Genomic DNA, 21,904 nt, shown 5'->3' with positions numbered 1-21,904 from the left:
ATTGTTCGATGTAACTGCATGGCCTAAAAGGTTCATGCTTATTCATTTTTCCACAATTTTTTACTGATTATTCCATGAAAACTATAAAAATCTTCATAGCCATACTGGCTATCTCTATAAGCGTTGCCAAAGCCCAGTTTGTTAAAGCCGATCTACAAGTTAGCGGCCTCACTTGCTCCATGTGCTCCAAGGCAACCGAAAAATCGTTGCGTACCCTGCCTTTCATTAGTGATATTAAGCCCGACCTGAACCGCAACCTGTTTACCATAATTTTTAAACCTAACAGTCCCGTTAGCCTGGAGCAAATGAGCAAAAAAGTACAGGGTGCCGGCTTTTCTATCAACCAGTTTACGGCCACGCTCGATTTTGATAAACTTAAATTGAGCAACAACAGCTTTAACTACGCTGGCGATACCTATCAGGTATTAAATGCTTCTAACAAAAACCTGGATGGATTGGTGCCGGTAACGGTAGTTAACAAAGGGTTTGCAGCTTCTGCTGTGGTAAAAAAATACAACACTACTGCGGTTGCCGCGTCGGCCAGTGGTAAATCATATAAATTGGTTCTATAAACTGGTGTCATAATGATGAAAAGTATTGTGCTTACTATGGGTATGCTGGCTTGCCTATGTACCGCCATGGCGCAGGAACTGTACGTAAACACCGAGCCAGCCAGCAATATGGCTACCAAATCGTTAGGGATAAGGGTAGAGAACCAGGGTTATTTCAAACCAGAGTTTAAAAACCGCAGCACGCTCGAATTGATGTACGGGGTAAATAAAAACCTCATGGTACATGGAACGGCTTACCTGTCTAACTTTTATCAAAACCAGCAACGGTTTGAAGGGGTTAGCGCTTATGCCAAATATCGTTTTTATTCGGTTGATACGGTGCAACGGCATTTCAGGATGGCGGCATTTGCTAAAATAGCCAGCATTAAAAACCCGATCCCCAACCAAGAAATTGCTTTAGAGGGCGACAATACTGGCATACAAGGTGGGTTAGTTGCTACACAGCTACTACATAAACTGGCTTTATCGGGTTCGGTAAGTTACCTGCGTGCATTAGAGAACCGGGGAGGCTACCAACCTGGTACGAGTAACAGTATAGCCTATACACTATCGGCCGGGTACCTGCTTTTCCCAAAACAGTACACCAGTTACGAGCAAACTAACATAAACCTATACGCCGAATTGCTGGGTAAAACCAACCCAGGCAAAGGGCAGCATTATTTGGATATTGCACCTGCCGTACAGTTCATATTCAACAGTGTGTTCCGGGTCGATCTTTCCTATCGAACTCCGTTAACCAACCGCATGGTGCGCAATACGCAAAACATGTATTTGGTAAGGCTGGAGTATAATATATTTAACCTTTAGCCCCTCCTAAATCCTCCCCGGGAGGGAGGACTTTATAGTACTTTTTTAGCTCCCTTCCTCCCGGGGAGGGGCTTAACTTTATTACCACATGAAAAACTACAGCCTATTACTGATGGCCATGCTATCCACCACCATATCCACTGCCCAACAGCACGACCATATGCAAATGGACAGTGCCGCGCATGGCAAACAGATGAGCCCGCCCGATCACCAGTTGAAGAAACGCAGCCTGGCCGATACCATTAAACCCATGATGATGAGCAGCCAGTTCTCACTCGATTTGCCAATGAACCGCAACGGCTCGGGTACCTCGTGGATGCCCGACGAAACGCCTATGTACGCCTATATGATTCACGGTAAAAAGTGGATGAGCATGGTGCATGGCAATTTATTTGCGCGTTATACCAATCAGGATATTTTTAAAAAAGGTAGCCGTGGCGGGCAGCAGTTTGACGCACCCAACTGGCTCATGGGAATGACCCAGCGCAAAGTAGGTCGCAACGGTTTGTTTTCGGCCAACGCCATGATCTCGTTAGATCCGTTTTTAGTTGGTCTAAATGGTTATCCGCTGCTTTATCAAACCGGTGAATCGTACAAAGGCCAAAAACTGGTAGATCGCCAGCACCCGCACGATCTTTTTGCCGAGCTAAATATCTCTTACGCGCAACGCATTGCCAAAAACACCGATGTGTACGTTTCGGTGGGTTACCCCGCCGAACCGGCTTTAGGTCCACCGGTGTTTATGCACCGCAGTGCTACCATGAATAATCCTGATGCGCCGTTGCAGCATCACTATGCCGATGCTACGCACATTACCTTCGGAACGGCTACATTGGGTTTCCGCTATAAGGATGTAAAAATTGAAGGCTCGGCATTTAAAGGCCGCGAACCTGATGAAGAACGCAATGGCTTTGATGCGCCCAAATTAGATTCCTATTCCATGCGGTTATCTTACAATCCCTCCAAACACTGGGCCTTACAGATTTCGCACGGCTGGCTTAAAAGCCCCGAAGCGCTGGAGCCAGGCAATAATGTAAAATTATTTACGGCATCGGCCATGTATGCAAAAAAGCTTAATGAGGATAGTCATTTTACGGCATCGCTGGTGTACGGGCAAAACCATTACTCACAGGATGGTAAAACACTGCCTGGTGCGGTGCTGGAAAGTAACCTGCAACTGAACAAAACCGCTATATATGGCACATACACTTACGTGCGCAAAAATGCACATGAACTGGATCTGCATACTTTTGCTAACGACCCTGATTTTAACATCAACGCCATTACTTTAGGAACCAACCGCATACTAACTACCATTAAAAACACCGACCTACGGTTGGGTATGCAGGCTACGCTGAACATATCACCATTGGTTTTAAGACCATTGTATGGTACTACTCCGGTTGGTTTTGAGGTGTATTTGCGTGTTAGTCCGTCGCTTATGAAAATGGTTAGCGGGCATCAGCATAAGGCAGGAATGAAGATGGATGGGATGAATATGTAAGTGAATAGAGAACCTTTGATCGTGCTTTTTTATATATCCCCCAAGGGAGTGTGCGGTTGGACTGTGCGTTAGCGGAGAGGGGTTTAGATCGTCGCTCGGTTAATCCCCTCCCTGCCCTCCCCAGGGAGGGATGAAAAACTCACTGGATCCTACAAACCCCACTGTTTCATTGTTTCGGTAATATGCGCCAGGTGGTGGTTACTGTGCCAGGCGTACATGGCTGCTGTTTTTTGCAAATTTGATGCGCCGGGGCGTTCGGGGTGAACATACGTGCGTTGCCATTCGTCTTCGTTAAAGCTTTCAAACAAGGCAACCATGTGCAGGTGTACCCCTTCTAAAGTTTTCAGTGAGCATTCTATAGGTAAGCGGTAATCGGCTTGCAATGCCCAGCCGGCCTCATCGTACGGTTTAATGGTTGGATTTTCTTCGGTTAAGGTCAGTTTAATACGCATGAGGGCGTTCATGTGGCTATCGGCCAGGTGATGTACTACCTGTTTCAGTGTCCAGCCGCCGGGGCGATAAGGAGTGTTTAACTGCGGCTCGTTAAGACGAATTACCGCGTTGCGCAAACGACCCGGCAGTGTTTGGATTTGGTTTATAATCTGTCGCAAATCTTCGTCGGTATAAGTTAATGGCGCCTGAAAGCGGCCTGTAGGGTAGCGTAAATGTTCGTCGGTAAGTGGGGTACTTGTCATTATTTTAGTTGATAATATATATTAAGGTTATCGTAAAAGCTTTATCTCGGCAATCGTTTGTCTGCCTAAGCAAGTATGTTACTGCATGTTAATTAGTTTTCACATTCTTAAAAATTGAGTGCCGGGTGCTTTTTATGAAAATCGGTAGCATCCTGGTAAATTTTAGCGGCTTGCAGCATTTTGCCTTCGCCAAATAACTGGCCCATAAAGGTAATGCTCATGGGGCGGCCACGCTGGTTAAACCCGTTGGGCAGTACTACGCAAGGGTTACCGGTAAGGTTGGTCATGCTTAAATTGGTGCTCGATGATGGGGTGATGTACAAATCGAGTCCTTTCAGTTTTTCGTACCAGGCCTGTATCAACAAGGTGCGGGCACGGTTAGCCTGTATATATTCCGCCGCCGAAATAAACTGCGAAGCCCTGAATATATTAGGCCATGCATTTTTGTGTTGCTGTACCAGTTGATCGTCTTTATGTGATAACACCAGTTCCTGGAAGGCTGCTCCGGCTTCCGCATCCAATATAAAGATCATGGCACCCACAGGCATTTGCGGGTAATCGATAGGTACCAGTTCTGCACCTAATTCTTTCAACTTAACTAACGTTGCCGAATCGGTAGTATGGTTAGGGATCACACGTTTATTAGCCCCCGAGCCATAATAAGCACGGTCGAAGTCGGCCTTTAGGTAACCTATTTTATAGCCTTTCAAACTTTTTACAGAGCCGTCATAATTAAATGGCGCGGCAATTGCGCTCAAGTCTTTACCATCGGCTCCTTGTATGGTATTGAACACAATGGCCGCATCTTCCACGCTGCGGGCAATGGGGCCAAGCTTATCCATACTCCAGCTTAAAGCCATAGCACCGTACTTGCTCACCCGGCCAAACGATGGCCGCAAACCGGTATCGCCACACTCGGTTGAGGGCGAAACGATAGAGCCTAAAGTTTCGGACCCAATGGCATAAGGCAAACATCCGGCGCTTACCGCCGAGGCCGACCCGGCCGACGAACCGCTGGAACCACGGGTAATGTCCCAGGGATTTTTAGTTTTTCCACCAAACCAAACATCACCCATGGCTAACTCACCCAAAGTAGTTTTGGCAATGAGGATGCCGCCTGCTGCTTCCAGCTTGCTTACTACGGTCGCATCCACGTTCAATTGCTGATCTTTGTAAGCCACCGAGCCAAAGGTGGTTTTATAATCTTTTTGAGCCAGCAAATCTTTTACGCCAAAAGGGATGCCATGCAATATGCCTTTGTACCTGCCTGCCTTAATTTCGGCGTCAGCTTCGGCTGCTTTTTTAAGCGCGTGTTCTTCGGTTATGGTAACGGCAAATAATAGTTTAGGATTATATTTTTTCAGTCGCTCTATAAAAAACTGTGTAAGCTCCACACTGCTGATCTGTTTGGTGCGCACCAGTTCGGCCAGTTGGCGGATAGTATAAAAGGCCAGTTCATCTTTATTAGCAGGTATTTTTAAGCCCGACATTTTATCCAACTTAAAGCCGCTTTTAGCATCGGGCATTATAAAACCCACCGGCACCGGGTTAAAGTTAAGGGCCGGAACTACGCTATTAGGCATGTTCAGTTTATGCAGACTTTCGTAGGAAGTATTAAAGCCGTTAAGCATATTAAGCATAGAATCGGCCTCGGCCGGTGAAAAATGCTGTCCTATAATTTTTTCGGCTTCCTGCACAATACTCACCGTTAAAGGCACAGTTTCCATTTTTTTAATAACGAATGCCCCCGATACAAAGCTCACCATGCCCACGGCTGCCAACGTTAAGTATTTTGTTACACAATTTTTCATCTACAGTAAAAGGTTTGCCCTAATTTAGCGTTTTACAACTGATTTATAAACCTCATGTTGAAAAACTTACTTGCTGCCCTGTTTTGCCTGGGCTTTTTATATACTCATGCCGATACTATTAAAACCGATGTACTGGTTATTGGTGGTACGGCCAGCGGCACGGCTGCCGCCCTGCAATGCGCACGTAGTAAAGTAAAAACCATACTGGTTGAACCCGGCCAGTGGCTGGGCGGCGAGATGACCTCGGGCGGGATGTGTATTGTAGATGCTAACCGCAACCTACCATCGGGGATTTGGGGCGAGTTTCGTAAACAGGTGCTTAATTTTTATAAAAAAACTCCAGGGTACGATACCACGGCCAATGCGGTGCTGCGGTTTGAACCTTACACTGGCGCAGCCATCCTCAAAAAAATGACCGACACGGTTAAAAACCTTACAGTGAAACTTAACACGCCCTGGATCTCCGTTAAAAAGAACGGTGCGGGCTGGGAAGTTACCATTGCCGAGAAAGGGAAGACCAATATTATAAAAGCACAGGTTTTAATTGATGCCACACCAACCGGCGATGTGGCCGCTTTGGCAGGTGTGCAATTCAGCACAGGTTTTGATAGCCGCCAGGATACCGGTGAACAACTGGCCCCCGAAAATGCCATACCCGTAATACAGGATATTACCTGGTGCGCTATTTTAAAAGATTATGGCAAAGCGGCTGATAAAACCATTGCTCAGCCGGCCGGTTACGATCCTTCATTGTACGAAGCGTTGAAAGGAAAAGACCTGCTAAAAATGGTACTGGGCGGTAAACTGCCTAACGACAAATACATGTTGAAATGGGGCGAGGGGGGTAACTCCTTTAAATCGTCGGTTGAATTGCTCGACCCCAAGAACCGGGAACAATTTTATAAGGAAACCCGCCTGAAAGTTTTAGGCCTGATCTATTACCTGCAAACTGTGGGAGGCTTGAAAAACTTTGGCGTAACCGACGAGTTTGGCACACCTGATGGGCTGCCGCCTATCCCTTATATCCGCGAATACCGCCGCAGCAAAGGGCAGATCCGTATGGTGCTAGATGATATTTTAACGCCTTATAGCCGCAGCTCAAAACTATACCGTACCTCTATTGCCGTTGGCGATGCCTCACCGGGCCAGCATTTTGTGGATAAACGCGGACCGCAAACGCCTTACCCGCCATTCCCGGCTTATAGTATTCCATTGGGTTCTGTAATTATTAAGGATGTAGAGAATTTAATAGTGACCGAAAAAGCCTTATCGGCCACGCATTTGATGAGTGCCAGTGCCTTTTATCCATCGGTGCAAATGGTGTTAGGGCAGGGTGCGGGCACGGTTGCCGCTTATTGCGCTTTTTTTAAGGATAATGGAAAAACCACTAAAAATTTAGATGTGCGAACCATACAAGGCGAGCTGCTGGATTTTAAGGGCTATTTGCTGCCCTTTTCGGATGTATCGCTAACCGATCCTAACTTTAGGGCCATACAACAGGTGAGTGCTACCGGTTTATTGCAAGGCATTCAAAAAGTGACCGGTAAAAATACCGCTATATTGTTTATGCCTGATACCACCGTAACCACTGCTGAAGTAGCACCGGTTATTAAAGAAATTTATACACGGGCATTTATATGGTTTAACCGTGTTAAACCAGCCGGGCAGTTTACAGTTGGTAACCTGATTTCCTTCATCAGCGAAATTACCTTGAGCGAGCCTAAACCTCTGCAAGCCGCGCTGGAAAAGCAATGGCAAACAACCTATAAATTTAAACAGGCTTTTGATATTAATCGGCCCATAACCCGCCGCGAGTTTGCCGTACTAACCAACAAATATTTAAACCCTTTTGCAAGAACGGTTGATTTGAGTGGGAAGCTGGTGAATTAGAGACGAAAGAGTAAAAGAATATAGAATCAAGGTTACAGCATTATAACGATCATGTTCATTTCTACGAGCGATAGCATGGCAATACTTCGCTTACCGGTTTGTAGTTTAATATCAGTCTGAGCTTATTGAAAACTTAGCAAAGCGGCGAATGCTTTGACAGGTTCAGCATAAACAGTTCAAGCTATCTATCATTAAACCTTGAGCCGCCACGGATTTTATAATTTATACTGACAATAAACGTAAAAGCACCTTAGATCAAAGGTGCTTTTACGTTAGTAAAATCTTTTCAGTAAAATTAACAATATTATATCAACTTATCGGGCGTAATAGGAAGCTCACGAATCCGTTTGCCGGTAGCATTGAAAACGGCGTTGGCTACGGCAGCACTCATTCCAATCAGGGCAATTTCGCCCATGCCTTTGGCACCCATGGGGTTTACCTTAAAATCGGGTTTGTTTACAAACAGAGCTTCAATTTGAGGAATATCGGCACTGATGGGTACATGATAATCGGCAAAGTTGTTATTGGTGAAACGGCCATAACGGTGGTCTATGGTAGCTTCTTCCATTAAAGCCATCCCAATGCCACCTATGGCGCCGCCTATAACCTGGCTCCGTGCGGTTTTAGGGCTTACAATGTGGCCCGAATCGGCAACGGAAACTACTTTATTGATGCGTACAACGCCAGTTGCGGGGTGAACCTTTACCTGTACAAAATGCACCGAGTAGGAGTAACTGCTATAGTTGCGCATTTCGGGCGTACCTTGCGAGGTAATGGTAACATCAATCTGCGGCAAATTCTTCTCTTTCAGGATCTTTACGTAATCGGGGTTATCCGTACCGCCGTTGCCCAAAAGCTCCTGAAACTTTTGCTTTAATGCCACACAGGCATCATGTACGGCCGAGCCAACAGTAGAAGTAATAGTAGAACCACCCTGCGTTGGCGATGGTGGCAGCGATGAATCGCCCAGTTCAAATTTTATTTTTTGAACGGGTATATTGGTAAAAACTTCGGATGCAATTTGAGTCATGGCCGTGCCGGTACCCACGCCAATATCGGTTACAGCAGTTTGAAGGAGTAAAGTGCCGTCTCTGAGTATCGATGCTTTAACTGTAGCCCGGCCACGGCCTGCACCAAATACCCCCGAACCCACACCATAGCCAATCAACCAGCCGTCTTCCTGTACCGAGCGTGGCTTTAATTTACGGTTGCTCCAGCCTATTTTATCGGCGCCCATCTGGTAAGCTTCTTTCAGGTTTTTAGAACTAAAGGGCTTACCGTTTTCGGGGTCAACATCGGCATGGTTGCGCAGGCGCAGTTCAATAGGGTCAATTCCTAACTTATCGGCCAGCTCATCAATTGCCGATTCGAGCGCAAAAGCACCCGTAGCCTCACCCGGCCCACGCATCCAGGTTGGAGTATTTATATCAAGGGGTACAATTTTATAAACCGTGCTTATACCGGGGCAGGCATACATAAACTTAGTCATGTTCACGGTACCTTCGGTAAACTCCTCAAAGCTGGAAGTTTGTGCCGTAGCCTGATGAACAATACCAGTAAGTTTGCCGTCGGCGGTGGCACTCATGCTAATTTTTTGCCAGGTGTAAGGCCGGTAACCTACTGTATTAAATTGCAGCTCGCGGGTAAGCATCAATTTAACTGGGCGCTTAACCAGTTGGGCTGCTGCTACGGTGGCAATTTCATGCGGCCAGGTGCGCAGGGCATTGCCAAAAGCACCACCTACAAATTTAGCATTCACCTGCACGTTTTCGGGCAAAAGCTTAAACGCTTGCGCAATGGCATTTTGAGTTGATTTTACACCCTGGGTTTTATCGTAAACGGTAACCTTATCGGCAGCTGTCCAATGTGCGGTAATGGCACTTAGCTCCATAGGGTTATGCACATTAATAGGTACAGTATATTCCTGTTCCAGCTTTACGGCAGCAGTTTGCCACTCTTCGGGGTTGCCGCGTTTGTAATCGGTATAACGCGGGCCTTTAGGGGTAGCGGCTATCTCTAAAACTTTACCGGTATCGGTTTGATGCTTTTCTTTATTGTACTCGGCCTTTACTAATGATGCCGCATAGGTGGCTCGCTCAAACGTATCGGCCACAATCATGGCTACTGGCTGCCCGTTGTATTTTACCGTATTATCAACAAAAAACTTTAACGGGCCTCCACTTGCTGCTGGTTTGCCGGGCTCTGGCTGGTAGCCCGGTATTTTGGGAACGTTGAGGTAAGTAATTACAGATAGTACACCGGGCGCACGTTCGGCAGCCTTAGTGTCTATGGTTTTGATAGTGCCCTTGGTAATGGTGCTAATAGCAAATACGGCATAAGTCATGCCGGGGAGATCAAATTCGGCGGCGTATTTGGCAGCACCGGTAACTTTAAGCCGGCCATCTACCCGGTTTATTCCCTCGGTAAAAGCTGGTGGTATGTTGAGTTGTTGTTCTTCTTTCATGGTGTGAGATGGTTAAACTAAACCCGCTGCATGTTTTAGCGCCTCGGTGATGATGGCCGGGGCCATTTTTAATTTAAAAGCATTGTGCTCATAACCTTTAGCACCTTCCATTGCCACTAAAGCTGCTTGTTCAAAAGTGGCAGCGGTGGCCGGTTTACCTTTTAAAACCTGTTCGGCAGTAGTTAAACGCCAGGGTTTATGCGCAACACCGCCCATAGCTAAACGGGCATCCTTAATAATCCCATCCTGAATATCTAACGCCGCCGCAACCGATATCAGTGCAAAGGCGTAGGATGCCCGGTCGCGAACTTTTAAGTAATAACTGTTTTTGGCGAAGCGATTATCGGCAATTTCAACAGCGGTAATCAGTTCATCCTTACCCAAATTATTGTCCAACTCGGGCGTAGTACCAGCCAGGCGATGAAAATCGGTGAATTTTAAACGTCGGGTACCTTTACGGCCTTGTATTACCACGGTAGCATCAAGCGCGGCCAAGGCTACGCACATATCACTGGGGTGTACGGCTATACATTGCATGCTGGCACCAAATATGGCGTGCATGCGGTTAATGCCTTCCATAGCACCGCAACCTGTACCGGGTACGCGCTTGTTACAGGGCATGGTAGTATCATAAAAATAAGTACAGCGGGTGCGCTGCATCATATTACCACCCACCGTTGCCATATTACGCAACTGGGGCGATGCACCAGCATTTAACGCCATAGATAGCAGCGGGAAGTGTTGCTTAATAGCAGTATCCTCGGCTACCTGGCTATTTAAAGCTAACGCGCCTATGTGGTAACCGCCTTTATAAGCGCTGATGTTCTTTAAAGGCAGCTTATTAATATCCACCAGTTTATCGGGCGACATTACACCACGCTTCATCAAATCTACCAGGTTACTGCCGCCCGCAATAATTTTGCTGCCGGGTTTGGCAATGGCATCTAAAACCAGTTGCTGGGTTGAGGGGCGTATGTATTGAAACTGTTTCATACCTGTTGTCCTCCGTTCTTCACTTCCTGTATGGCATTTACAATATTGGGGTAAGCGCCGCAGCGACAAATATTACCGCTCATATATTCTCTGATCTCGCTCTCCGAACCGGCATGCCCTTCACGGATACAAGCCACTGCCGACATGATTTGTCCTGGTGTACAATACCCACACTGAAAACCATCGTGTTTAATAAAGGCTTCCTGCATGGGGTGTAGCTCATCGCCTTTGGCCAAACCTTCAATAGTGGTAATCTTTTTACCGTCCACCATCATGGCTAACGTTAAGCAGGAGTTTACCCGCTGACCATCCACATGTACGGTACAGGCACCACACTGGCCGTAATCGCAGCCTTTTTTGGTGCCGGTTAAATGCAGTTGCTCGCGCAGCAAATCAAGTAGCGTAACACGGGGTTCTATTAAAAGCTTATGGGCTGTGCCGTTTACATTCAAGCTAACCGGCAGTTTTTCAAAAACTGCAGCTATTTGCTCGTCCAGGTGGTTTTCGGCAGCTTTAACGGCTACACCTGGAGTTAGAGCCACGGCTGTAAGCAGCGACGATTGCTTTAAAAAATTTCGCCTCGGGTTCTCTTTTTGCTGATCGTTTTCATCAGTTAAGAAACCATTATTCAGGTCTTCCATAAAGTAATTGGATTAACTATACCAAACTACCTGTTTTTTTGAATAAGGTGTTATAAAATGCTTATTTATACTGATTCCAGAAAGCTTCTTATTAATGTAGTGCCACGCTACTCTCGCTGGCTACCACCGGTTGTTTAATAAACCTGCGGCCGGTAAAGTACACCAAGGTTCCGGCGGCGGCAGTCCCAGCCATAATAGCAGCTAAGGGAACGGCGGTTAAGGCGTTAAAGTAGCTTACGCCGGTAGAAGCCAAAGCACCCAAGCCTAACTGCAATGCACCCATTAAGGCCGATGCCGTACCTGCGTTTTTAGCAAACGGCGCCAGTGATAGAGCTGAAGCATTGGGCGCGATAATGCCGATACAACACAAGAACACAAACAGCATAATTAAAATACCGGTTAAGCCCATCCAGCTGTTAAGGGCTACGATGACGAATACAAACCCGGCCACCACCTGTACCAGCAGAGCTACCGGCACTATTTGCTGACTGGTAAAGCCTTGTTTCAGCAGCCAGCTATTTACCTGGCTCGACCCTATAAAACCAACCGATAGCCCGGCAAAGATCCATCCGTAATTTTTTTCGCTTACGTGGTAAAGTTGCATAAACACCAGCGGCGAACCGGCCACATAAGTAAATAATCCTGCAAACGATAATGCTCCGGCAAAAACGTAAGTGAAAAATTGAGGCTGTTTAAGCACCTGCCAAAAGCTGTGCAGCATGGGTCCGGGTTTTAACGACAGGCTGTGGTCTGGCACATAACTATCGGGCAGGAAAAATATAACGCTGAGCAAAATAACCACCGCTATAATAGCCAATATTAAAAATATGGCGTGCCAGCCCAAAGCCGCAGTTACATAACCGCCTACGGTAGGCGCTATCATGGGCGAGGCACCTACTACCAGCATTAGCAGGGCAAATACTTTGGCATTATCTTCTACCGGAAACAGGTCGCGCACCATAGCCACGGCGGCAACGGCGGCGGCGCAACTGCCAATGGCCTGTAAAAAGCGCAGGCCAATCAGCATTTCTACCGTACCGGCTGCCATGCAGCCAAACGAGGCCAGCAGGTAAACGGCCAGGCCTATATACAGTGGCTTTTTGCGTCCGTATTTATCCAGCAAAGGCCCGTAAAGCAACTGCCCGGCCGATATGCCTACAAAGTAACTGGATAGGGAAAGGGTAACCTTGTCTATGGTAGTATGCAGGTCTTTGGCAATTACCTTAAAGCTGGGCAAATACATATCAATGGAAAACGGTCCCAGTGCGGTAAGAGATCCCAAAATGAGGATGAGGAAAAAATATCGTTGTTTGGTCATGAGCGAATTGTAAGCCGTGTAGGCGCAAAGATAAGATTACCCAAACCCGATACCTCTGTTAAGTTTGAAAATGACGACACATACATACTCGCATAGCATGCCTTCCTACTATATAGGGGTTTATTTATATTACCAGGCAAACAAGTATTTACCCGTTTTTTCGTTATAAGCGTGATTAGCCCTACATGATTTTTATACCACCTCATTTTGCTTTTACATAAAGTTTATGCCTTTTAAAAACGCTTTACATAAGCTTATTTTGCTAATGATGCTGATAGTTCTGTTTGGGTGCGGTATGGTACGGTCGTTAGGTAAAAACCCGAAGGGCGAGGATCTGCTTAAACTTCAGCAACTTCCTAATTACCTAAGCGGCTCTTTTCAAAATATGGATGGAGAAGACAGCAGCGGGGTAAACAGGGGCAACGCGTTAAAATCAATATTTAACAAGCCAGAGTCGGTTACGCCATTGGCACCGGTGCCCTGGGTTAAAACCGATGTAAAAAAGCTGGCTGTAACCAGCCCTACGGTGGTATGGTTCGGGCATTCATCGGTACTCATTAAAACAATAAGCGGTAATATATTAATCGATCCTATCTTCAGCAACCATGCAGGGCCCATACCCGGAATGGTAAAGGCTTTTAAAGGCACAAAGCACTATAACGCTGATGATATGCCTGATATTGATGTGTTAATTATTTCGCACGATCATTACGATCACCTGGACTACCGCACCGTAAAAAAACTACGTCACCGTATAAAAATGGTGGTGGTGCCCAAGGGTGTAGGGTCGCACTTTAAATACTGGGGATTTAAGCCCGAAAACATCACCGAGCTCAACTGGAACGAAAGCTACACCTTGCCAGGCGGCCTCAAAGTTACCGCCACCCCTGCTCACCACCGCAGCAACCGTACTTTTGCCCAAAACAAAACCCTTTGGGCATCGTACGTGATACAGGCAGGGGCTTATCGTCTGTTTTACAGCGGTGATGGGGGGTATGGCAGCCACTTTAAACAGATAGGCCAGCAGTACGGCCCATTTAACCTGGCGCTAATGGAATGCGGCCAGTATAACAAGAACTGGGCGCATCACCACATGCATCCTACGCAAACCGCCCAGGCCGCTTATGATTTACAGGCCCGGATGATACAGCCCGTGCATTGGGCTAAATTTGCCGAAAGCACCCACCCCTGGAACGAACCTGCAAGCCTGATTATACCTGCGGCCGGGCAGTTGGGCATACCAGTAAATACCCCACGCATAGGAGAGCCTTATGTACTTGGCACCGCTGTTAAAAACACAGTATGGTGGGCGTTTGAGTAAAAATAGATGGCAGAGGTTTGGCGAAAAACGATCAAGCATTTAATAATTAACCAGTTATCTTGCAAAGGAATACAGCATACCCATGCAAACCATAAAGAGTGTACGGGGTTATATTACAAATTTACAATATTGAAAAATCAACAACCCGTTGTTTTAACCGGAGGCCTGAAATGGGCCGAACGTATCGCCTATTTATTCGACAGTCAGTTTCGCATTCCGGGTACTAACTTCCGGTTTGGGTTAGATCCCATTGTAAATTTGTTTCCGGTAGCTGGCGATGCCGCAGGCTTTGTGGTAGGTGCTGCGCTGGTGCTTACTATGGCTAAACATGGGGTAAGCCGCAAGGTGCTCATTCTAATGATGTTCAATTTATTAATAGATGGGTTAATTGGCGCCATTCCGCTTATAGGAACCATATTCGATTTTTACTATAAAGCAAATAACCGTAATATTCAGCTACTCAAAGAACATTATGTTGAGGGCAAGCACCAGGGCAGTGGTACGGGTGTACTCATTTTAATTACCTTGATATTACTGCTGTTTTTAGCGTTGTTCCTGTTTTTGAGTTACCAGGTCATAGCATACATTGTCCATCTTTTTTAAAATCTTATCATTAGCCAATAGCTTATAGCGTTTAGCAAACGATTGCGTAAATTTTTTGCCGTATTAATGTTGTTTCAAAGGCAATTTCTTTCAAAAACTCAATAATTATTGTTTAGTTTGTGTATTACCGTACATTATGTAATAAGTGCTTTTTTACGGTAAAATATAAACACATAAACCAACTGCTAATACCAGTATTATTGAACACCGGCTGCTTTTAAGTAGTTGCCAACATTTGTTATGAAAAAGTTTTTAGATGAGAATTTTTTGCTGCAAACCCCTACAGCACAACGCTTGTACCATGAGTACGCCAATGGTCTGCCTATTATAGATTATCATTGCCATTTGCCGCAAGACCAAATTGCAACTAATCTTAACTTTAATAACCTAACGCATATTTGGTTACATGGTGACCATTATAAATGGCGTGCCATGCGTACCAATGGAATAGACGAAAGTTACATTACCGGTACAAAGCCTGATGCTGAAAAGTTTGAGCAATGGGCTGCTACAGTACCTTATACTTTGCGCAACCCTTTATATCACTGGACCCACCTGGAGCTACAGCGTTATTTCGATATCCACGATATTTTATCGCCTGATACAAGTAAGCAAATTTATGATGATTGTACCGCCAAGTTGCAAACACCTGAATTTTCGGTACAAAGCCTCATCAAAAAAATGAACGTGGAAACCATTTGTACTACGGATGATCCGTTGGATAATTTGGCCTATCATCAGCAACTGGCCGGTAACGATGTGGTAAAAGTACTCCCGGCTTTCCGGCCAGATAAGGCCATGAACGCCGACGATACCGAAGCCTTCAATGCTTATGTAAACAAGCTGGAAGAAGTAGCCAATGTAAGCATCGGCGATTACGACAGCTACCTGCAAGCGCTTAAAGACCGTCATGATTTCTTTGCCGCCAATGGTTGCTCGGTATCCGACCACGGCTTGGAGCACATTTATGCCGATGATTATACTGAGGAAGAAGTAAGAACTATTTTTAACAAGATCCGTGGTGGAGCAGCCTTATTGCCGGGCGAAATTCTTAAATTAAAAGCCGCTTTATTATTCCAGTTCGCTATTTGGGATCACGAAAAAGGATGGATCCAGCAATTTCACTTAGGTGCCTTGCGCAACAACAATACCCGTTTGTTAACTCAATTAGGGCCCGACACCGGTTTCGATTCCATGGGCGATTTTAGCCAGGCACGTGCCTTGTCCAAGTTTTTTAACAAGCTGGATACCGAAGATAAACTGACCAAGACTATTATTTACAACCTTAACCCGTCGGACAATGAAATGATGGCTACCATGATTGGTAACTTCAATGATGGTTCGGTTGCCGGTAAGGTTCAATTTGGTTCGGGCTGGTGGTTTAACGATCAAAAAGATGGTATGATTAGGCAAATGAACGCCCTGAGTAACATGGGCTTGCTAAGCCGCTTTATTGGTATGCTTACCGATTCGCGCAGTTTCTTGTCTTTCCCTCGTCACGAGTATTTTCGCCGTTTGGTTTGTAACCTGCTGGGCGATGACATTGAGAACGGTGAATTGCCTAACGATATTGAATGGACCGGTAAAATTGTACAGGATATTTGCTACTATAACGCTAAAAACTACTTCAACTTTTAAGAATGAATGGTATTTTAGATAAAGATTACAGCAGCGGTTCGGTACTGAATTTTGGCGAACTGCTGCTGCGTATTACCCCCGATGCCGGGGGCGACTGGCTGCAGGAAAACAGCATTCCCGTTTTTGTGGGTGGTGCCGAACTGAATGTAGCTACGGCGCTTGCCCTTTGGGGTGTACCATCGCGCTACTTCACCGCGTTGCCTAAAAACGGCATGTCGGAGCAGTTGGTTTCTTTTGTACAAGAGAAGAACATCGATACCTCATCTATTTATTACCATGGCAACCGTGTAGGCCTGTACTTTTTAACCAAGGGTCAGGATCTCAAAAATGATGCCTTAATTTACGATCGAGCAAATTCAGCCTTTGCCGAGTTAACTCCGGGCCAGGTAGATTGGGATAAAGTGCTGGATGGTGTAACCTGGTTTCACTTTAGTGCTATTTGCCCCGCTATTAGTCAAAATGCGGCTGATGTTTGTAAAGAAGCATTAGAAGCGGCATCTAAGAAAGGTATAACCATTTCGGTTGATTTAAATTATCGCGCTAAACTTTGGAAATACGGCAAGGAGCCTATTGATGTAATGCCCGAACTGGCGCAGTACTGCGACCTGATTATGGGAAACATTTGGGCTGCCGAACGTATGCTGGGTGTTAAGGTAGAAGAACTGGTAACCGAATCGGGTCAAAAGAGCCTGTATGTAAAAGAAGGGCAAAAAAGTTCGGAAGGTATTATAAAACAGTTTCCTAAGTGTAAAGCCGTAGCTAACACGTTTAGGTTCACTGCCAACGATAATACCAATGTAGAATATTACACAGTTTTGTACACGGGCGATAAATTGTATCTTTCGGGCGAGCATAGGGCCGAAACCATTATAGATAAGGTGGGCAGTGGTGATTGTTACATGGCCGGTTTAATTTACGGCTTCTATAACAACAACGATCCGCAGCAAATAGTGGATTTTGCTACCGCCGCCGCCTTTACCAAGCTGTTTGTAAACAGCGATGCTACCAATAAAAGCGTAGAGGAGATTCAAAAAGCAATTAAACAATGAAAAGCAAACAGGAAGTTTTAGATAGTATTATTACACAGGGCATGTTGCCCCTGTTTTTTTATGAAAATGCAGAAGTAAGTGTGGAAGTTACCCGCACTTTATATAAGGCTGGTATCCGCGTTTTTGAATATACCAACCGTGGCGAAGCTGCTTTGGAAAACTTCAAAAAAATGAAGTCCCTGCAACAAGACGAAATGCCCGACCTGCATTTAGGTATAGGTACTATAAAATCGGTAGATGAGGCCGATGCCTTTATTAATGCCGGAGCCGATTTCCTGGTATCGCCCATAGTAAACCCCGAGGTAGCCAAAATGGCACACGACCGCAATATGCTGTGGATACCGGGTTGTATGACCCCAACCGAAATTTATACCGCCCAGTGCAATGATGCTGCTTTAATTAAGCTTTTTCCGGCTAATATTTTAGGCCCCGATTTTTTAACATCCATTAAAGAACTGTTCCGCGGACAGCTTTTTATGCCTACCGGCGGCGTAGAGCTGGACGCAAAAAACATTGCTACCTGGTTCAGGGCCGGCGTTTGTGCCGTAGGTATGGGTAGCAAACTCATCAGCAAAAAAGTACTCGAAGATAAATTATACGACCAATTATTTACCGATACACAAACTGCGATAAACCTGGTACAAACTAGCCGATAAATCAATAAACCTAAAAATGAAAGATGTAAAATTTAGCAACTACCGCTGGACCATTTGCGCCCTGCTGTTTTTTGCCACAACCATTAACTACCTCGACAGGCAGGTGCTGAGCTTGCTGCAACCAACTTTGGCTAAAGAGTTTGGCTGGACCAACAGCGATTATGGAACCATAGTGGGGGTGTTTTCGTTAGCTTACGCATTTTCGATGTTGTTTGCAGGCCGCGTGGTTGACTATTTGGGTACTAAAATGGGCTATACCTGGTCAATTATTTTATGGTCTATTGGTGCTATGCTGCATGCTCTGGCACATTTAGTGCCCGGAAAATTATTGGGCTTTTCATTAGGTCGTACGGTTTTAGCCGCGGGCGAATCGGGTAACTTTCCGGCTGCTATTAAAGCTACCGCCGAATATTTCCCTAAAAAAGATCGTGCATTGGCTACCGGTATTTTTAATTCGGGTTCAAACGTAGGCGCTATTTTGGCCCCAATTGTGGTGCCCTGGATAGCTGAACTTTACGGCTGGAAATGGGCATTCATCCTTATTGGAGCATTAGGCTTTGTATGGTTAATCTTCTGGTTAATATTTTACGAAATTCCTTCTAAAAACAAAAAATTAGGTCAGGCCGAATATGAATACATTCATAGCGATGAAATTTTAAACAAGCAGGGTATTGTTATTGAAACGGAAGATGAAGGGAAGAAGTTTACTTATGCCGAGTGCTTTAAATTTAAACAAACCTGGGCGTTTGCCTTTGGTAAGTTTATGACCGATGGTGTATGGTGGTTCTTTCTGTTTTGGCTACCTGCTTACTTTAAAGCGCAGTACGGTATGACGGGGACTGCCATATCATTACCTATAGCAGTTTTATATACGGCAACCATGTTTGGCTCTATTGGTGGCGGCGCCTTCCCGACGTATTTTATAAACAAGGGATACGATGCCTATACCGGCCGTATGAAAGCCATGCTTATTATTGCCTTGTTTCCCTTGGTGGTGCTGTTAACGCCTTATCTAAGTCAGTTTAGCTATTGGTATGCTGTATTGTTAATTGGTATAGGTGCATCGGCTCACCAGGCCTGGAGCGCAAATATATTTACTACCGTGGGCGATATGTTCCCCAAAAAAGCTATAGCAACCATTACTGGTATTGGCGGCATGGCTGGTGGTATTGGTTCGTTTTTGTTAAGTAAGGGTGCCGGTGCATTGTTCGATTATTATGACAAGCAAGGCAGCATACAAACAGGCTATTCCATTATGTTTGTAGTTTGTGCCTTAGCTTACGTTATTGCCTGGGTTGTAATGAAAACACTGGTACCTAAAATGAAACCTATTGAATTGTAGGTTAATTTTTGTGCGGGTAACGGAGTATGATGAAAACCTGTTGAGAGAGCCGTTGCCTTAAATACATCATTTAAGTTAAACAAAAACAGAACATAAATCAACACACAATATCATGAGTTTCAAAGACGAGCTTAACAGCTTATTTGTTGAAGAAAGCCAGATACCGGAGGAATACCGGATAGCCGAACTCCACCAGCGCGAATACTTGTCTAACGGCGAGATGAAGCAATGGGATGGTGAAGTAAGCGAGGTATATTCTCCTATTTGCATACCCACGCCCGAAGGATTGCAACGTAAGCTAATCGGCAGTTACCCCTTGGGTACCGAAGTTGAAGCCATGGAAGCCTTAACAGCTGCTGAAACCGCTTACAATAATGGCCGTGGCGAATGGCCCACCATGAGCATTGACGGGCGCATTAAGTGCCTCGAGAAGTTTGTGTATAAAATGGTTGAACAACGCAATCTGGTTATTAAATTGATTGTTTGGGAAATAGGCAAATCGGTTGCCGATTCTACCAAAGAGTTTGACCGTACGGTTGAATATATCAATTTGACTATTGACGCGTTGAAAGATATCGACCGTCAATCATCACGCTTTGAAATTGCGGAAGGCGTGGTAGCCCAAACTCGCCGTTCGCCTATTGGAGTGGTGTTATGCATGGGCCCGTTCAATTACCCGTTGAACGAAACATTTACCACGCTGATTCCTGCCATAATTATGGGGAACACTGTTCTTTTCAAACCACCAAAACATGGCACCTTGGTTCACTACCCTTTGTTAAGGGCTTTCCAGGAATCTTTTCCTAAAGGGGTGGTGAACACAGTATATGGCCGTGGAGCTAACGTAACACCAGGCTTAATGGCTACAGGCAAAATAAATGTGCTGGCCTTTATTGGGTCGAGCAAGGTAGCTAATGATCTAAAGAAACGTCACCCTAAAATTAACCGCTTACGTGCGGTATTAAGTTTGGATGCCAAAAACGCAGCAATTGTAACAAAAAGTGCCGACCTGAACATAGCTGTGGCCGAATGTATCTTAGGTTCTTTATCGTACAACGGGCAGCGATGTACGGCTATCAAGATTATTCACGTGCATAAATCAGTAGCCGATGAGTTTTTGAAACTATTGAGCGAAGGCATAGCCAAACTCAAATACGGTATGCCTTGGACCCAAGGTGTAAACCTTACCCCAGTGGCCGAGCCAGGTAAACCCGCTTACTTAAAAGAGTGTATTGATGATGCCATAGCCAACGGTGCAAGCGTAATTAACGAAAATGGCGGCGAAACAGTAGCTTCTTTTGTTTACCCTGCAGTGGTTTACCCTATTAACAAGAAAATGAAGCTATATCGTGAAGAGCAGTTTGGCCCGGTTATACCGGTATTGCCTTTCGAGTCTATAGAAGAGCCTATCCAGTACCAGATCGATTCGCCACACGGTATGCAGGTAAGTATTTTTAGTACCGATGCCCAGGAAACTGCCGACCTGATAGATCCGTTTGTGAACCTGGTAAGCCGCGTAAACATCAACGCCCAATGCCAGCGTGGGCCCGATGTGTTCCCATTCACCGGTCGTAAAGACAGTGCCGAGGGTACACTTTCGGTTCATGATGCGCTGCGTTCGTTCTCTATCCGTTCGCTGGTTGCTACTAAAATGAACGAGAGCAACAAGCAATTGCTGAACGAGATCATTAATAAACACGATAGTAATTTCCTGAGCACTAATTATATTTTTTAAAGTTGATATAGAACATAGATATATACGCGGTGGCTTTTCAAGTTGCCGCGTTTTTTATTGGCATGGCACAAAGTCAGGCTTTTTATCTAGGGTCGGAAGAAATTCCGGCTATTTTTATTTTAAAAACAGTCCCGGATCTCCTCCGTATTGTACCACGATCAGTGCGATAGCCAAATCTCTTATTTCCATAGCAAAACGGCGTTTTGATGTTTTATAACCCTATTTGTTCTCTTTTTTTTAGATTAATACCAGCATACTGGTGATCAATGTCATATACAGCATCACTTGTAAACCGTTTTTAAGCGGCACCAGATAGCTTACATTAAGTTCCTGTTTGAGGAAGCGAAAGAAACCGATGTCTCAGCGCCTGCAGTAGGCTTGTGCGATTTCTTTGGCTGGTAAGTGGAAATCATTGGTTAATAGCCAGTATTCTTTCTCTGCCTTACTTTTCACAATGACTAAACGAAAGGGGCGGTCACCAGTTCATAGATCTGCCTGAAATAGTGGGGATCAACTTTGGGCAATCTTTCTGAAATTGAACTCCTGCGTATCATTTCATCTTCATCAAAGTTAAAAAAAGCATCTTGAACAGCGAATCATGGAATTTGTCCTCAAGGCTTCGCTTGGCTAAGCTTGTCATTGTCTAAAAATGCCATAGAGCAGCAAATAAAAAAGCTTGTTACCATGAAGAACCTTTGTGTAATGATCTATCTTGGTCGTCACAGACAAATTGTTATCTGTCCCTCTGGAATGAAGCTTAAGAGCTGCTTTACAATAACGGTATGATCTTTAAATATGGTGTGACCCCAAAAAGTTAGACAGTTTACAAAATTAAGTTTTTTGTATCAGAGCTCGGTATACCACC

Annotated in this window: 17 protein-coding genes; 11 read left to right on the top strand and 6 right to left on the bottom strand. The window is 45.2% G+C overall.

Translation table 11 applies throughout. The features are described from left to right. The first annotated feature begins 74 nt into the window (after window positions 1-74). The 3 genes from ACFQ3S_RS08175 to ACFQ3S_RS08165 all read left to right on the top strand — a co-directional run bounded on the left by ACFQ3S_RS08175 (window position 75) and on the right by ACFQ3S_RS08165 (window position 2,883). Window positions 75-572, top strand: coding sequence for a heavy-metal-associated domain-containing protein (locus ACFQ3S_RS08175; RefSeq protein WP_377163168.1), 498 nt, complete (start codon window positions 75-77; stop codon window positions 570-572). A 12-nt stretch (window positions 573-584) separates the two neighbouring features. Then, on the top strand, window positions 585-1,379 hold the full coding sequence (locus ACFQ3S_RS08170; RefSeq protein ID WP_377163166.1) for a hypothetical protein: 795 nt from the start codon (window positions 585-587) through the stop codon (window positions 1,377-1,379). A gap of 88 nt (window positions 1,380-1,467) precedes the next feature. Further along, a complete protein-coding gene (locus ACFQ3S_RS08165; RefSeq protein ID WP_377163164.1) occupies window positions 1,468-2,883 on the top strand; it encodes a hypothetical protein in 1,416 nt (471 codons plus the stop codon). Between the two features lie 149 nt (window positions 2,884-3,032). Here ACFQ3S_RS08165 and ACFQ3S_RS08160 read toward each other — a convergent pair whose 3' ends face one another. Together ACFQ3S_RS08160 and ACFQ3S_RS08155 are read right to left on the bottom strand one after the other, a co-directional pair. After that, the gene (locus tag ACFQ3S_RS08160; RefSeq protein WP_377163162.1) at window positions 3,033-3,578 is read right to left on the bottom strand and encodes a YfiT family bacillithiol transferase; all 546 of its coding nucleotides are present in this window, start codon (window positions 3,576-3,578) and stop codon (window positions 3,033-3,035) included. 107 nt (window positions 3,579-3,685) lie between these two features. After that, on the bottom strand, window positions 3,686-5,389 hold the full coding sequence (locus ACFQ3S_RS08155) for an amidase (RefSeq protein ID WP_377163160.1): 1,704 nt from the start codon (window positions 5,387-5,389) through the stop codon (window positions 3,686-3,688). Window positions 5,390-5,443: 54 nt separating this feature from the next. Between ACFQ3S_RS08155 and ACFQ3S_RS08150 the strand changes: the two genes are divergently transcribed. After that, window positions 5,444-7,279, top strand: a complete 1,836-nt coding sequence (locus ACFQ3S_RS08150; protein ID WP_377163158.1) for an FAD-dependent oxidoreductase — start codon at window positions 5,444-5,446, stop codon at window positions 7,277-7,279. Between the two features lie 304 nt (window positions 7,280-7,583). Here the strand turns inward: ACFQ3S_RS08150 and ACFQ3S_RS08145 are convergent, their stop codons facing one another. From ACFQ3S_RS08145 to ACFQ3S_RS08130, 4 genes are all read right to left on the bottom strand, one after another. After that, on the bottom strand, window positions 7,584-9,743 hold the full coding sequence (locus ACFQ3S_RS08145) for a xanthine dehydrogenase family protein molybdopterin-binding subunit (protein WP_377163156.1): 2,160 nt from the start codon (window positions 9,741-9,743) through the stop codon (window positions 7,584-7,586). Window positions 9,744-9,755: 12 nt separating this feature from the next. After that, complete coding sequence (locus ACFQ3S_RS08140) at window positions 9,756-10,736, bottom strand: FAD binding domain-containing protein (RefSeq protein WP_377163154.1); 981 nt, start codon at window positions 10,734-10,736, stop codon at window positions 9,756-9,758. Further along, window positions 10,733-11,377 carry a (2Fe-2S)-binding protein gene (locus tag ACFQ3S_RS08135; protein WP_377163152.1) on the bottom strand — a complete coding sequence of 215 codons (645 nt, stop codon included), beginning with the start codon at window positions 11,375-11,377 and terminating at the stop codon, window positions 10,733-10,735. The genes ACFQ3S_RS08140 and ACFQ3S_RS08135 overlap by 4 nt, the downstream gene beginning before the upstream one ends. A gap of 91 nt (window positions 11,378-11,468) precedes the next feature. Further along, window positions 11,469-12,695, bottom strand: coding sequence for a multidrug effflux MFS transporter (locus ACFQ3S_RS08130; RefSeq protein WP_377163150.1), 1,227 nt, complete (start codon window positions 12,693-12,695; stop codon window positions 11,469-11,471). 226 nt (window positions 12,696-12,921) lie between these two features. On the opposite strand from ACFQ3S_RS08130, the gene ACFQ3S_RS08125 reads away from it, so the two are divergent. The 7 genes from ACFQ3S_RS08125 to ACFQ3S_RS08095 all read left to right on the top strand — a co-directional run bounded on the left by ACFQ3S_RS08125 (window position 12,922) and on the right by ACFQ3S_RS08095 (window position 21,039). Continuing rightward, on the top strand, window positions 12,922-14,016 hold the full coding sequence (locus ACFQ3S_RS08125) for an MBL fold metallo-hydrolase (RefSeq protein WP_377163148.1): 1,095 nt from the start codon (window positions 12,922-12,924) through the stop codon (window positions 14,014-14,016). A gap of 129 nt (window positions 14,017-14,145) precedes the next feature. After that, entirely contained in the window at window positions 14,146-14,619 is a 474-nt protein-coding gene (locus ACFQ3S_RS08120; RefSeq protein WP_377163146.1) for a DUF4112 domain-containing protein, read from the top strand. A 240-nt stretch (window positions 14,620-14,859) separates the two neighbouring features. Next, window positions 14,860-16,257, top strand: a complete 1,398-nt coding sequence (gene uxaC, locus ACFQ3S_RS08115; protein ID WP_377163144.1) for a glucuronate isomerase — start codon at window positions 14,860-14,862, stop codon at window positions 16,255-16,257. 2 nt (window positions 16,258-16,259) lie between these two features. Then, a complete protein-coding gene (locus tag ACFQ3S_RS08110; protein WP_377163142.1) occupies window positions 16,260-17,306 on the top strand; it encodes a PfkB family carbohydrate kinase in 1,047 nt (348 codons plus the stop codon). Continuing rightward, window positions 17,303-17,962: a bifunctional 4-hydroxy-2-oxoglutarate aldolase/2-dehydro-3-deoxy-phosphogluconate aldolase gene (locus ACFQ3S_RS08105; protein WP_377163140.1), complete on the top strand. Its 660-nt coding sequence runs from the start codon at window positions 17,303-17,305 to the stop codon at window positions 17,960-17,962. The genes ACFQ3S_RS08110 and ACFQ3S_RS08105 overlap by 4 nt, the downstream gene beginning before the upstream one ends. 16 nt (window positions 17,963-17,978) lie before the next feature. Beyond that, window positions 17,979-19,304, top strand: a complete 1,326-nt coding sequence (locus ACFQ3S_RS08100) for an MFS transporter (RefSeq protein WP_377163138.1) — start codon at window positions 17,979-17,981, stop codon at window positions 19,302-19,304. A gap of 112 nt (window positions 19,305-19,416) precedes the next feature. Beyond that, window positions 19,417-21,039: an NADP-dependent glyceraldehyde-3-phosphate dehydrogenase gene (locus tag ACFQ3S_RS08095; protein ID WP_377163136.1), complete on the top strand. Its 1,623-nt coding sequence runs from the start codon at window positions 19,417-19,419 to the stop codon at window positions 21,037-21,039. Window positions 21,040-21,904: the final 865 nt, after the last annotated feature.

It is taken from the genome of Mucilaginibacter terrae (assembly GCF_042679325.1).
Lineage (GTDB): Bacteria > Bacteroidota > Bacteroidia > Sphingobacteriales > Sphingobacteriaceae > Mucilaginibacter > Mucilaginibacter terrae.
This window is presented reverse-complemented; position numbering and strand designations above follow the sequence as displayed.